Source organism: Streptomyces sp. NPDC002536, from assembly GCF_053594995.1.
The window spans coordinates 1-14225 of the sequence record NZ_JBSFWU010000041.1; the positions used below are offsets into that span (position 1 = coordinate 1).

9 protein-coding genes are annotated in these 14225 nt (G+C 72.0%); 4 read left to right on the plus strand and 5 right to left on the minus strand.

Annotated features, from left to right (window positions below; translation table 11 throughout):
* Positions 1-222: 222 nt before the first annotated feature.
* Positions 223-1032 (minus strand): crotonase/enoyl-CoA hydratase family protein, encoded by an 810-nt coding sequence (locus ACWD4B_RS17085; protein ID WP_451421484.1) that lies wholly within the window; start codon positions 1030-1032, stop codon positions 223-225.
* 113 nt (positions 1033-1145) lie between these two features.
* Between ACWD4B_RS17085 and ACWD4B_RS17090 the strand changes: the two genes are divergently transcribed.
* Positions 1146-2768, plus strand: a complete 1623-nt coding sequence (locus ACWD4B_RS17090) for an acyl-CoA synthetase (RefSeq protein WP_451421485.1) — start codon at positions 1146-1148, stop codon at positions 2766-2768.
* Positions 2769-2916: 148 nt separating this feature from the next.
* Complete coding sequence (gene paaK / locus ACWD4B_RS17095) at positions 2917-4182, plus strand: phenylacetate--CoA ligase PaaK (protein WP_451421486.1); 1266 nt, start codon at positions 2917-2919, stop codon at positions 4180-4182.
* Here the strand turns inward: paaK and ACWD4B_RS17100 are convergent.
* On the minus strand, positions 4136-5650 hold the full coding sequence (locus ACWD4B_RS17100) for an acyl-CoA synthetase (RefSeq protein ID WP_451421487.1): 1515 nt from the start codon (positions 5648-5650) through the stop codon (positions 4136-4138). The genes paaK and ACWD4B_RS17100 overlap by 47 nt on opposite strands.
* 142 nt (positions 5651-5792) lie before the next feature.
* Here ACWD4B_RS17100 and ACWD4B_RS17105 point away from each other — a divergent pair, with 142 nt between their 5' ends.
* The gene (locus ACWD4B_RS17105) at positions 5793-8192 is read left to right on the plus strand and encodes a penicillin acylase family protein (protein ID WP_451421488.1); all 2400 of its coding nucleotides are present in this window, start codon (positions 5793-5795) and stop codon (positions 8190-8192) included.
* Between the two features lie 13 nt (positions 8193-8205).
* Here ACWD4B_RS17105 and ACWD4B_RS17110 read toward each other — a convergent pair whose 3' ends face one another.
* From ACWD4B_RS17110 to ACWD4B_RS17120, 3 genes are all read right to left on the minus strand, one after another.
* Entirely contained in the window at positions 8206-9756 is a 1551-nt protein-coding gene (locus ACWD4B_RS17110; protein WP_451421489.1) for an acyl-CoA synthetase, read from the minus strand.
* A 15-nt stretch (positions 9757-9771) separates the two neighbouring features.
* Positions 9772-10875: an NAD(P)H-dependent flavin oxidoreductase gene (locus ACWD4B_RS17115; protein ID WP_451421490.1), complete on the minus strand. Its 1104-nt coding sequence runs from the start codon at positions 10873-10875 to the stop codon at positions 9772-9774.
* Between the two features lie 108 nt (positions 10876-10983).
* Positions 10984-13245 (minus strand): tetratricopeptide repeat protein, encoded by a 2262-nt coding sequence (locus ACWD4B_RS17120; protein ID WP_451421527.1) that lies wholly within the window; start codon positions 13243-13245, stop codon positions 10984-10986.
* A gap of 299 nt (positions 13246-13544) precedes the next feature.
* Between ACWD4B_RS17120 and ACWD4B_RS17125 the strand changes: the two genes are divergently transcribed.
* On the plus strand, positions 13545-14216 hold the full coding sequence (locus tag ACWD4B_RS17125; protein ID WP_451421491.1) for a hypothetical protein: 672 nt from the start codon (positions 13545-13547) through the stop codon (positions 14214-14216).
* Positions 14217-14225 lie beyond the last annotated feature (9 nt).

The following is a 14225-nucleotide window of genomic DNA, read 5'->3' on the forward strand; positions in this document are numbered from 1 at the left end:
TCGCGGGGCGTGTGCTGCGGGGGCTGGGCGCGCGCCTGCAGCCGAGGTTCCCGGGGCTTCGCCCCGGACCCCTGGGGTGGTACGTCGACTGCAGGCCGGTCGGGGCTGGTCGCGCAGTTCCCCGCGCCCCTGACGGGGCGCCTGGTCGCGCCCACGCGGCGGAGCCGCACATCGACACAGCCCCGCGCCCCTGGCGGGGCGCGGAGATCCGCCGGACACGGCCTAGGCCCGCCGGTAGACGGCAACCCGCTTCTCGGCAAAGGCACGGGCACCCTCCTTGGCATCGGCAGTGCCGAAAACGGGCATGCCGCGGTCGAGTTCGACCGCCAGGGCATCCGGTTCGCTCATCCCGGCGGTCTCGTACACGCAGGCCTTCACGGCCTCGACCGCCAACGGGGCGTTGGCATTGACGAGTTCGGCGATCTCCAAGGCCCTCTGCAGCGCGGTGCCGTCCGGGACGACATGCCCGATGAGCCCGATGCGCTCCGCCTCCGTGGCGGTGTACGGCCGCCCGGTGAGCAGCATCTCCAGGGCGTGGGTGTGCGGGATCTGTCGGGGCAGGCGGACGGTGGAGCCGCCGATGGGGAAGAGGCCGCGCCGGACCTCGAACAGGCCGAAGACGGCGCTCTGTCCGGCGATGCGGATGTCGGTGCCCTGGAGGATCTCGGTGCCGCCGGCCACGCAGGGGCCCTCGACGGCGGCGATGACGGGCTTGCGCGGCCGGTAGTGACGGAGCATGGCCTTCCAGTGCAGGTCGGGGTCGGCCCGGAAGCGGGCCCGCAGGGGGTCGTCGCCGCCCTCGGGGGTTCCCGAGCGGGCCAGGGCCTTGAGGTCCATGCCGGAGCAGAAGGCGCCGCCCGCACCGGTGAGGACGATCGAGCGGATGCCGTCGTCGGCGTCGGCGGCGAGCCAGCCGTCGTGGAGGCCGGCCAGCATCGGCAGCGAGAGGGCGTTCCTCGCCTCGGGCCGGTCGAGGGTGAGCACGAGGGTCGCGCCGACGCGCTCCACGGTGAGGTGTCCGTTGCCGTCCATGCCGCACAGGGTGCAGGAGGGTGCGGGGCGGTTCAAGGGTTTTCTGACAACCCGTCAGTTTTCTTGATGCCGGGCCCTTCCCGCCGCCCCGGCCCGGCGCTCTAATGGCCGCCGTGGACTACAACCTCGCCGATCTCTTCGAGTCCGTCGCCGACACGGTGCCCGCCCGGGAGGCGCTCGTCCACCTCGGCCCGCCCGGAAGCGCCGTACACCGGCTCACCTACGCACAGCTCGACGCGGCGGCCAACCGGCTGGCCCACCACCTGCGCGACAACGGAATCTCGCCGCACGAGCACGTGGGCCTCCACCTCTACAACGGCATCGAGTATCTCCAGACCGTGCTGGCCTGCCTGAAGATCCGGGCGGTGCCGGTCAACGTCAACTACCGCTACGTGGCGGACGAGCTGGCCCGCCTGTACTGCGACACCGACCTGGTGGCGGTGGTCTTCGACGCCGAGTTCACGGAGCGGGTGGCGGAGGCGGCGCCGCGGACGACGACGCTGCGACACCTGGTGCGGGTGGGAGCACCGCCCGAGGGCGCGGGCGAACCCCGCATCGCGCCGGTCGCGTTCCGCGACGCCGAGGCGGCCGGCTCGCCGGAACGGGACTTCCCCCGGCGCTCCGGCGACGACCGCTTCATCATCTGCACCGGCGGCACCACCGGCATGCCCAAGGGCGTGGTCTGGCGGCAGGAGGACCTGTTCTTCTCCGGCCTCGGCGGCGGCGCACCGACGGGCGAACCGGTCAAGCGCCCGGAGGAGCTGGCCGAGCGGGTGGCCGCGGGCGGGGAGGGCCTGGTCTTCTTCCCCACCGCGCCGTTGATGCACGGCACGTCCACGCTCACCGCGTTCATCTCCTTCGGCTTCGGCCAGAAGACCGTGCTCCACCGCAAGTTCGCGCCGGAGGACATCCTGCGGACGGTGGCACAGGAGCGCGTCACCAGCCTGTCACTGGTGGGCGACGCCATGCTGCGCCCCTTGGTGGACGCGCTCGCCGGTCCGCTGCGGGGCACCGACTGCTCGTCGCTGCTGAGCGTGAGCAGCTCGGGGGCGGTGCTGTCGCGCACGGTGCGCGAGGAGTTCGCGGCACTGCTGCCCGGGGTGCTGCTGCTCAACAACTTCGGCTCGTCCGAGTCGGGCTTCAACGGCACGGCCACGCCGGACGCGGGCGCGGGGGCGGGGAAGGGGTTCCGGATCCGCGTCAACGACCGTACGGCGGTGGTGGATCCGGAGACTCACCGCCCGGTGGGTGTGGGCGAACCCGGACGGCTCGCCCAGCGCGGGCACGTTCCTCTGGGCTACTACAACGACCCCGAGCTGACCGCCCGGACGTTCTTCCGCGAACAGGGTGAACGATGGGTGCTGCTCGGGGACATGGCGACGGTCGACGCGGAGGGCGTCGTCACGGTGCTCGGCCGCGGGTCGCAGTGCATCAACACGGGCGGCGAGAAGGTGTTCCCGGAGGAGGTGGAGGAGGTCCTGAAGGCGCACCCGGGCGTGTACGACGCGGTGGTGGCGGGGGCGCCGGACGAGCGGTGGGGCGAACGGGTCGCGGCGGTCGTCCAGCCGCGACCGGGGGTCGCGCCTCCGACGCGGGGGGCCCTACAGGCGCATTGCCGGGCACGGCTGGCGGGGTACAAGGTGCCGCGGCTGGTGGTTTTCGCCGATTGCATTCGACGCTCGCCGAGCGGGAAGGCGGATTACCGGTGGGCGCGGGGGGTGGTGGGCGGGGGGTGAGGTGCCCGGGGCCGCGCCCCGTAAGGGGCGCGGGGAACTGCGCGACCAGCCACGATGTGCCGGCAGCCGTAAAGCCTTGACGCCCCCCGCCCCCGCCTGCTTGGTTTGACCGAACGATCGGTAGGCCCACCCCGGAGGCGAGCGCACCATGGATCTCCTCACCCTCCAGCAGGAGCGCCTCCGTGCCACGCTCCGCCGCGCCTACGAGCACGTCCCCTTCTACCGCCACGCCTTCGACGCCGCCGGCGTCCGCCCCGAGGACTGCCGCTCCCCCGCCGATCTTCCCCGCTTCCCCTTCACCACCAAGGACGATCTCCGCGCCCAGTACCCCTGCGGCATGTTCGCCGTGCCCGAGAAGGACATCCGCCGCATCCACGCCTCCAGTGGCACGACCGGTGCCCCCACCGTCGTCGGGTACACCGAGCGCGACCTCGACACCTGGGCCGATGTGGTCGCGCGGTCCATCCGCGCAGCGGGCGGGCGGCCCGGCGACAGGGTGCATGTGGCCTACGGATACGGGCTGTTCACCGGGGGCCTCGGCGCCCACTACGGCGCCGAGCGGCTCGGCTGCACCGTCATTCCCGCCTCCGGCGGGATGACCTCGCGCCAGGTGCGGCTGATCCAGGACCTCCGGCCCCGGATCATCATGGTGACGCCCTCCTACATGCTCACTCTTCTCGACGAGTTCGAGCGCCAGGGCGTCGACCCCCGCACCACGTCGCTCGAGGTCGGCATCTTCGGCGCCGAGCCGTGGACCGAGGAGATGCGGCGGGAGATCGAGGAGCGGTTCGCCCTCGACGCCGTCGACATCTACGGGCTGTCGGAGGTGATGGGGCCCGGGGTGGCCCAGGAGAGTGTGCGGACCAAGGACGGGCTGCACATCTGGGAGGACCACTTCTACCCGGAGATCGTCGACCCCGTCACGGGCGAGCCGCTGCCCGAAGGCGCCCACGGCGAGCTGGTGTTCACCTCGCTCACCAAGGAGGCCATGCCCGTCGTCCGTTACCGCACCCGCGACCTCACCCGGCTGCTGCCGGGCACCGCGTATCCGGAGTTCCGCCGCATGGAGCGGCTCACCGGCCGCAGCGACGACCTGATCATTCTGCGGGGCGTGAACCTCTTCCCGTCCCAGATCGAGGAGATCGTCCTGCGCACGCCCGGCGTCTCGCCCCACTTCCAGCTGCGCCTCACGCGCGAGGGCCGGATGGACCGGATGACCGTCCGCGCCGAGGCCCGTCCCGACGCGACGTCCGTGCAACGCACCGCGGCCGCCGTGGAGATCGCGCGTCTGGTCAAGGACGGCATCGGGGTGTCCGTGACCGTGGAGATCGTGGATCCGGAGACGCTGGAGCGGTCGGTGGGCAAGCTCAGGAGGATCGTCGATCTGCGAAGCGCTCCCTCAGCTCCCGCTTGAGGATCTTCCCGCTGGCGTTCCGCGGCAGTTCGTCCACGAACAGGACCCGCTTGGGCGCCTTGAAGCGGGCCATCCGCTCCTGCGCGTAGGCGATGAGCTCGCCCTCGCTCACCGCGCCGCGCGTCACGACGACGGCCGTGACCGCCTCGATCCAGCGCTCGTCCGGCAGGCCGATCACCGCCGCCTCGACGACGTCGGGGTGCCCGTACAGCACGTCCTCGACCTGACGCGAGGCGATGAGCACGCCGCCGGAGTTGATGACGTCCTTCACGCGGTCGACGACCGTGAAGTAGCCCTCCTCGTCCCGGACGACGAGGTCGCCGGAGCGGAACCAGCCGTCGCGGAAGGCCTCTTCGGTCTCCTGCGGCTTGTCCCAGTAGCCCTCGCACAGCTGCGGCGAGCGGTAGACGGCCTCGCCGGGTGTGCCGTCGGGGACCTCCTCGCCCGTCTCGTCCACCACCTTCGCCTCCACGAACAGCACGGGCCGTCCGCAGGAGTCCAGCCGTCCCTCGTGCTCGTCCGGGCCGAGGACGGTGGCGAGCGGGCCGATCTCGCTCTGCCCGAAGCAGTTGTAGAAGGCGAGGCCGGGCAGCCGGGCGCGCAGTTTCTCCAGGACCGGGACGGGCATGACGGAGGCCCCGTAGTAGGCCTTGCGCAGGGCGGAGAGATCCCGGGTGGCGAAATCCGGGTGCCGGGCGAGGGCGATCCAGACGGTCGGCGGGGCGAAGAAGCTGTCGGCCCGCCCCTCCTCGACCAGCGCCATCACCTCTCCGGGATCCGGCCCGTCGATGATGGTGTTCTCCGCGCCCACCGCCAGGTAGGGCAGCAGGAAGACGTGCATCTGGGCCGAGTGGTAGAGCGGCAGGGCGTGGACGGGACGGTCCGTCTCCCTGAAGTCCATGGCGGTGATGACGCTGACGTACTCGTGCACGAAGGCACGGTGGGTCATCATCGCGCCCTTGGGCAGGGCGGTGGTGCCCGAGGTGTAGAGGAGCTGGACGAGTTCGGGGCGGTTCCCGTTCAGCTCGTACAGCGGGCGGGCGGTGGCGCCGTCGAGCCGGTCGAGCAGCGAGCCGGGCGCGTCGCGCAGGGGCAGCGACCGCGGCGTGTCCGGGAGCCGGGGTTCGAGCTGCGGGTCGGCGAGGACGAACGTGCTGCCCGACTGCTCCAGGACGTACAGCAGTTCACCACCCGTGAGCTGGTGGTTGACGGGCACGTGCACCAGCCCGGCCCGGGAGCAGGCGAGGAAGCCGATCAGGTAGGCGTCGGAGTTGTGACCGTAGGCGGCGACGCGGTCGCCCGGCTGCAGTCCGTGCTCCAGGAGGACGCCCGCGGCCGCGGTCACCGCCTCGTCCAATTCGCGGTAGGTCCAGGCGCGTTCGCCGTAGCGCACTGCGGTTCTGTCCGGTACGCGCCGGGCGGTGCGCCGGATGATGCCGTCCACGGTGCTCTCGCGTACTCCGGACATGGACCGGATCTTGGGACACCGGTCGACGCGCGTCAAGGGGGCTGGCCGGTGACATCGCCAACGGTCAGCCCAGGGAACCTACTTGACCGTAACTGGCGTTATACAAGACGACCGTTGTCGTCTTGTGACCCCTTAGGAGGTCATGTTGCAACGTCGTCACCACTTAAGAGCGTTCGCGGTCGGAGCTCTCGCCCTGCTGACCGGCGCCACCACGCTGCCCGCGTCGGCCGCCTCGCAGGACCGGGCGGACCGGCCGTCGGGCGACCGCATGTCGGCCGTCATCCGCTACACCGAGTACGGCATTCCGCACATCGTCGCCAAGGACTACGCGAGCCTCGGCTTCGGCCAGGGCTGGGCCCAGGCCACCGACCAGGTCTGCACCCTCGCCGACGGGTTCGTCACGCTGCACGGCGACCGCTCGCGCCACTTCGGCCCCGACGGTACGACCGACCGCTCGCTCTCCAACGCCAGGACCAACTTCTCCAGCGACCTGTTCTTCCGCGGCATCCGGAACGCGAAGACCGTGGAGAAGCTCCTCGACCAGCCCGCTCCGGCCGGGCCCACCCGGCAGTCGAAGGAGCTGATGCGGGGCTGGGCCGCCGGATACAACGCCTGGCTGCGCCAACACCGCGGCGACATCAAGGATCCCGCGTGCCGCGGCGCGGACTGGCTGACGCCGGTCACCCCCGTCGACGTGGCCATGCGCGGCTACGCGATCACCATGCTGAGCGGCCAGAGCGGCTGGGTGGAGAACTTCATCCAGGCCGGGCCGACCGACGCGAAGCCCGCACCCGCGGCCACCGTCCGCAAGCTGTTCGACCGGAAGAACTCCGACATGGGGTCCAACGCGGTCGTCTTCTCGGGCTCCACGGCCGCCAACGGCCGCGGCCTGCTGCTCGGCAACCCGCACTACCCGTGGGCGGGCGGCCGCCGCCTCTGGCAGTCGCAGCTGACCATCCCCGGTGAACTGAACGTCGAGGGCAGCTCGCTGCTGGGCACACCGATGGTCGAGGTCGGCCACAACGACCGCATCGCCTGGAGTCACACGGTCGCCGCCAGCTGGCCCGTAAACCTGTTCCAGCTCAAGATCGCCCCGGGCGACCTGCACTCCTACCTCGTGGACGGCAAGCCCGAGCGCATGACCGAGCGCAAGGTCACCGTGCCCGTGCGCGGCAAGGACGGCAAGGTCTCAGCAGTCACCCGCAGCCAGTGGTGGACCCGCTACGGGCCCGTGCTCGCCGGGGGAGAATTCCACCTGCCGTGGAACGCCGGCACGGCCTTCGCCCTCTCCGACCCGAACGCCGCCCAACTGCGCTTCAACGACACCTCGCTGGGACTGAGCAAGTCCCGCAGCGTCCGGGACGTCCAGGCGGCGCTGCGCCGCACGCAGGGCCTGCCGTGGGTCAACACCGTCGCCGCGGACTCCGCCGGGCACACCCTCTACACCCAGTCGCAGCTGCTGCCGCGCATCACCGACGAACTCGCCGGGCGCTGCTCCACGGACCTCGGCAAGCAGTACTACCCGGAGGAGGGCCTCGCCGTCCTGGACGGCTCGCGCAGCGACTGCGTGCCCGGCACGGACCCGGACTCCGTACAGCCCGGGACCTTCGGCCCGTCGGCGATGCCGACGCTGGTCGACGCCCCGTACGCCGAGAACTCCAACGACAGCCCCTGGCTGACGAACGCGGACCGGCCGCTCACCGGCTACCCGCGGATCTTCGGCGACACCAGCACCGAGCGCTCGGCGCGCACCCGTGGCGCGATCGAGGACATGTCCGCCATGGCGAAGCGCGGCGGGCTGACCGTGGACGACCTGCAGAAGCAGCAGTTCGCGAACCGCGCACCCTCGGGCGACCGGGCCGCCGCCGACGCGGCGAAGGCCTGCTCCGCCCTGCCGGGCGGCAGCGCAACCGGCAGCGACGGCAAGGCCGTCGACGTCTCGGCCGCCTGCGGTGTACTGGCCGGCTGGGACCGGACGGTGAAGACCGGCAGCAAGGGCGCGCTGCTCTTCGACCGCTTCTGGCGGAAGCTGACGGCCGACCCGAAGGCCACCGTGTGGAAGGTGCCGTTCTCCGCCTCCGACCCCGTGGCCACGCCCAACACCCTGAACACCGCCGACCCGGCCGTGGGCCGCGCGCTGGCCGACACCGTCACCGAGCTGCGGGCGTCCGGCATCCCGCTCGACGCGCCGCTGGGCGAGCACCAGTTCGTCGTGCGCAACGGCAAGCACATCCCGATCTCCGGCGGCGGCGAGGAGGTGGGCGCCTGGAACATCATCGGTTCCCCCTGGAACGCGGCCCACGGCGGCTACGGGGACGTGAACTTCGGCTCCAGCTACATCCAGGCGGTCGGCTGGGACGGCAGCGCCTGCCCGGTGGCCCGTACGCTGCTGACCTACTCGCAGTCGTCCGACCCCACGTCGCCCCACTACAGTGACCAGACCGAGCTGTTCTCGGCCGGGCGCATGGTGAAGAGCCGGTTCTGCGAGAAGGACATTCTTGCTTCGCCGCAGCTCAAGGTGGTGCGGGTGAGCGAACGCTGACGCGCCGCACCCCTTAAATCGCGTTTGCGCGGCCCTCCCAATAGGGGTCGCGCAAGCGCCTCTTGTAGAGCTTGCCGTTGGGGTCGCGGGGCATCTCCGCGACGAAGTCCAGGGACTTGGGGCGCTTGTAGCCGGCCAGGCGGTCCGTGCAGTGCGCGAGGATCGCGGCGGCGAGCCGCTCGTCCGGGCGGTGATCCTCGGCCGGTTCGACGACGGCCTTGACCTCTTCGCCCCACTCGTCGTGCGGGATGCCGAAGACCGCGGCGTCGGCGACGGCGGGGTGGGTGAGCAGGACGGACTCGATCTCGGCGGGATAGATGTTGACGCCGCCCGAGATGATCACGTCGGCCTTGCGGTCACGCAGGAAGAGGTAGCCGTCCGCGTCGAGATGGCCGAGGTCGCCGACGGTGAAGAAGTCGCCGACGCGGTTCTCCTCGGTCTTGTCCCGGTCCTTGTGGTAGGCGAAGCCTCCGGTGGTCATCTTCAGGTAGACCGTGCCGAGTTCGCCCGGGGGCAGCGGTGCGCCGTCGTCGTCGAGGACGGCGATCTCGCTGATGGGCCAGGCCCTGCCGACCGTGCCGGGCTTCTTCAGCCAGTCCGCGGCCGTGGCGAAGGCGCCGCCGCCCTCGCTGGCGGCGTAGTACTCCTCGACGCAGCCGCCCCACCAGCCGATCATCGCCCGCTTGACGTGCTCGGGGCAGGGGGCCGCGCCGTGGATCGCGTGGCGCATCGACGAGACGTCGTACGCGCCCCGGACGTCGTGCGGCAGGGCCAGCAGCCGCTGGAACTGGGTGGGCACCATGTGGGTGTGGGTGCACCGGTGGGTCTCGATCAGGCGCAGCATCTCCTCGGGTGCCCACTTGTCCATCACGACCAGCCGGTGTCCGATGTGCAGGGACGCGGCGGCGAACTGCAGGACGGCCGTGTGGTAGAGCGGTGAGCACACCAGGTGGACGTTGCCGCCGAAGGGCCGGATGCCGAAGATGCCGAGGAATCCGCCCAGATGGGCCTCCTCGGGCGGTCTGCCGGGCAGGGGGCGGCGGATGCCGCGCGGGCGGCCGGTGGTGCCGGAGGTGTAGTTCATGACCCAGCCGAGCGTGCGCCCTCCGGGCGGGGTGTCCGGCTGTCCGTCGAGGAGTGCGGTGTACGGGCGGAAGCCGGCGATGTCCCCGACCGCGTAGCACGCGGAGGCGGGCAGGCCGGCCTCGTCCGCGGCGGCCACCGCCGCGGTGGACCAGCGCTCGTGGGCGAGGAGGACCTTCGCGCCGGAGTCGGCGAGGATCCAGGCGATCTCGGGTGCGACCAGGTGGTGGTTGACGGGCACGAGGTAGAACCCGGCCTGGGTGGCGGCGAGATGGGCGGTGAGGAAGTCGGCGCCGTTGGGCAGCACGGTGGCGAAGGCGTCGCCCTCGCGGAGCCCGGCGGCACGCAGTCCGTGGACGAGCCGGTTGGCTGCGGCGTGCAGCCGGCCGGCGCTCCATCCCCTGCCGTCCGGTGCGATGAGGACGGTGCGGGCGGGGTCGGCGGTTGCCTGGGCCCAGAAGCCGTTGGAAGTTGCGGTCATGGCGCGTCGTCCTCCTCAGGCGTGTCCGGCGATGCGGTCGAGCCGGCGTACCGCGCGCTCGAAGCCGGCCGTCAACTCGTCGACCACGGCCTGCACTCCGCGTACGGAGTTCATCCGGCCGACGATCTGCCCGACCGGCGTGCCCAGCAGGGGCACGGTCTCGTGCTGCTGGATGCGGGTGAGGGCCTCGGCGACCAGCAGCCCTTGTAGCGGCATCGGCAGGGTGCCGGGGCCTGCCGGGTCCTCCCAGGCGTCGGTCCACGCCGTGCGCAACTGCCGTGCGGGCTTGCCGGTGAGGCACCGCGAGCGCACCGTGTCGCCCGAACCGGCCGCCAGGAGTTTGCCGGTCAGGGCGCCGGATCCCAGTCCGGCCTCCTCAGTGGTGAGCCACACGGAGCCGAGCCAGACGCCCTGGGCGCCGAGCGCGAGCCCGGCGGCGATCTGTTCGCCGCTGCCGATGCCTCCGGCGGCGAGCACGGGCAGCGGGTCGACGGCGCGGACGACCTCGGGGGTGAGCACCATGGTGGCGATCTCCCCGGTGTGGCCGCCGGCTTCATACCCCTGGGCGACGACGATGTCGACGCCGGCGTCCGCGTGGCGCAGCGCGTGCCGGGCGCTGCCGGCGAGCGCGGCGACCCGGATGCCGTGGTCGTGGGCGCGGGCGATGACGTCGGGGGGCGGCGGGCCGAGGGCGTTGGCGAGGAGGGCGAGGGGGTGGTCGAAGGCGATGTCGAGCTGGGCGCGGGCGACGTCCTCCAGCCAGCCGGTGATGCGCCATCCGGAGCGCTCGCCGGCGGGCAGCGGGGGGACGCCGTGGCGGGCCAGGGTCTCCTCGACGAACCGGCGGTGCCCATCGGGGATCATGCCCTCGATGTCGGCCTCGGTCACGCCCCGGACCTGCCGGGCGGGCATGACGACGTCGAGCCCGTACGGCCTGCCGTCGGTGTGCTCGTGCATCCAGTCGAGGTCCCGGGCGAGTCGCTCGGGGTCGCTGTAGCGCACGGCCCCGAGCACCCCGAGCCCGCCGGCCCGGCTGATGGCGGCGGCCACGGCGGGAAACGGGGTGAACCCGAAGAGGGCGTGCTCGATACCGAGTTGCTCACTCAGGGCGGTCCGCATGGGGCGCAGGATGGCGCATGGGAGGCTCAAGGGGAATACATGTGCCCCGTAAGGGGCGCGGGGAACTGCGCGACCAGCCACAACGGACCCGCACCCGACAACGAACCGTCACACTTGCCGGCTCCCCCGCGTGGCCCGCGTCTGCCGAAGGGCCGCAACCTGCCGGTACAGCTCAACCGCCTCGGCAGACCGCCCGAGTTGCTCCAGACAGTGCGCCTCGTCATTGCGGCTGGCGAGGGCGTCGGGATGGTCGGCGCCCAGCACCCGCTGCCGCGCCTGCGCCACCTCCCGGTAGACGGCGAGCGCATCCGTCCACCGGCTGAGCCACCCCAGCCCGACGGCCACCTCGCGCCGGCTGACGAGCGTGTCGGGGTGGTCGGCGCCGAGCACCCGGGTGCGGATGGCGCAGACGTCCCGCGCCTCGGCCAGGGCCTCCTCCCAGCGGCCCAGGCGGCCGAGGTTGACGCCGAGGCCGTGCCGGGCCCGCAGGGTGTCGGGGTGCGCGGGGCCCTGGGCGCGGGTGCGGTCCTCGACGAGGCCGCGGTAGAGCTCCAGCGCCTCCGCGCTGCGGCCGAGCCGGCCGAGGCAGATGCCGGCCTCGTAGCGCGCTGCAAGGGTGTCGGGCTCCAGCGGGCCGAGCACCCGGGCGCGCGCCTCGGCCACTTCGCGGTAGGTGCGCAGGGCCTCGCTCCAGCGGTTCAGCTGGCCGAGCGCGTAGCCCACCTCGTAGCGGGTGACGAGGGTGTCGGGGTGGTCGGGGCCGAGTACCCGGGCGCGTGCCTCGGCCACTTCGTGCGCCATGCGGTACGAGTCCTCCAGGCGCCCGAGGCGGCTGAGGTTGAAGGCGAGGTTGTGGCGGCAGCGCAGGGTGTCCGGGTCGTCGGGGCCCATGGTGCGCTCGCGGGCGGTGAGCACGGCGGCATAGACCTGGTGGGCCTCGAAGTGGCGGCCGAGCTGGCCGAGTACGTATGCGGTCTCCTGGCGTGCGGCCAGGGTGTCGGGGTGGTCGGGGCCGAGCACCCGTTCGCGGCCGGCCGCGGTGCGGGCGAACTCGCGCATGGCCTCGTCGGCCCGGCCCAGCCGGCTGAGGGCGAAGGCGAGTTCGTACCGGCTGGCCAGGGTGTCGGGGTGGTCGGGGCCGAGGGCGCGCTCGCGCTCGGCGACGACGCCGCGGTGCACCTCGCCGGCTTCGGACCAGCGGCCGAGGCGGGCGAAGCGCAGTCCCTCGCTGTGCCGCCCGGCGAGTTCGGTGAGGCGTGCGGGCGGCGGGCGTTCGGTGCCGGCGGTGCCGCCCTGGGTGGTCCACGCCCGGGTCCATGCGCCGGTGAGCTGGTCGGCGGGGTCGGGGGGCGGCGGCTGGAGGGCGCCGGTGCCCGCGGCCTTGGAGCCGGTGGTCATGTTCCGCGCCCAGCCGGGCAGCCGGGGCGGCTCGTTCTGCCGGGTGCGGTCCCGCAGGCCGGCCCGGGGGGGCGCACCGGGGAGCGTCAGGTGTCCGGCGGTGCCGTCCCGGTACGGGCGGTCGGGGTGGCCGGACAGGACGCGGCGCAGGAAGTCCGCGGCGTCCTCGGGCCGGTCGGCGGGGTCCTTGGCGAGCAGGTCGAGGACGACGCGCTCGAAGGGCTCGGGGAGTTCGGGCCGCAGTTCGCGCGGCGGCTGCGGCGGGGTGTCCCGGTGGCCGACGAGCACGGCCCAGGCATCGTCCATGTCGAAGGGCGGGGCGCCGGTGGCGAGCTCGTACAGCACACAGCCCAGCGAGTACAGGTCGCTGCGGTGGTCCACGTTGCCGGCGCCGATCTGCTCCGGCGACATGTAGTGGGGGGTGCCCATGGCGATGCCGGTGCCCGTGAGGCGGGTGCTGAAGCCGATGTCGTGGGCGAGGCGGGCGATGCCGAAGTCGCAGATCTTCACCGTGCCGTCGGCGAGCCGCACGATGTTGGCGGGTTTGAGGTCGCGGTGGACGATGCCCTGCCGGTGGGTGTACGCGAGGGCGGCGCCGACCTGTTCGGCGATGTCGACGACGTCGGGCACGGGCAGGGGGTGGTGCTTGTTGCCCTCCAGCAGCTGGCTGAGGTTGCGGCCGTCGAGGAGCTCCATGACCAGGTACAGCACGCCGTCGCACTCGCCGAAGTCGTGCACGACGGTGATGCCGCGGTGCTGCAGGGAGGCGGCGACCCGGGCCTCGCGGCGGAAGCGCTCGCGCAGCACGCGCAGATAGGACTGTTCGTGCTGGGGGCCCATCGGCTTCAGGCACTTGACGGCCACATGCCGCCCGAGCGACTCGTCGCGGGCACGCCAGACCTCGCCCATCCCGCCCCGGCCGATCAGTTCGAGCAGCTGGTACCGGCCCTGGATCAGCCTGGTCTCCGCCATCCCCTGCCGCCGCCCCCGTCGATTCGCCATCCCGCCCCCGGCCCCTTCACAGTATGGCGTCCGGTCTGCGCAGCTTGTAGGCCGACGGCGCGTGCGGCACTTCATGCGCCCCCGGAGCCGCCGGTAGCAATTTCACTGAATGATCAACCACAACTTTACTTACTCTTGGTATATTTGAGCGAGCTTTTACACCAGTCTCTTCCGCAACAGGCGGCGATTTCAGGCCCATTGGCACCAGCCGATCGGCATCAGCCTGCGTTGCCGCCCCTCCCCCCACGCACGGAGCGAGAGGAACAGACATGGTGAACAACAGAACGCTGCGCGGCGGCACCCGCGCACTGGCCCTGGGCGCCACGGCCCTCGGCATGGTGACGGCGATGGCCCTGCCCGCAGCGGCCGACAGCAACCCGACACGCAAGGAGCTCATAGCCGACTGCGCCTCCGGCCTCGGCAAGTGCAGCTTCAACGACCCGGTGCTCGGCAAGGCCTACCTGGGCGACTTCCGCCAGGTCTCCGACTCGCTCTACAACTGCAGCACCTCGCCCGCGACCCAGTCGATGACCTGGTCCGACACCGTGGGCTCCACCGACTCCGTGGGCGTGTCCGTCACCGCGGGCGGCAAGATCGCGGACATCATCAACCTCAGCGTGACCGCGAACTACAGCCACACGTGGTCGAGTTCCCACTCGGAGACCAGCTCCCTGAACATGACGGTGCAGCCGGGCGAGGTCGGCTGGATCTCCCGCGCCCAGGTGATGCAGACCGTCTCGGGCACCTGGCAGACGCACTACGACAACCCGAAGTGGGGCCACTACTACTGGTACGTGCCCGACACCGTCACGGGCCCGGCGCCCAACGGCACGGAGGGCGTGAGCAACGCCGTGGTCGTCAAGAGCCGCAAGATGACGGACGCGGAAAAGACATCGTGCGCGGCGAACGGCCGCAAGGGGACCTACCGACTGAGCCGGTAAGAGGACGCG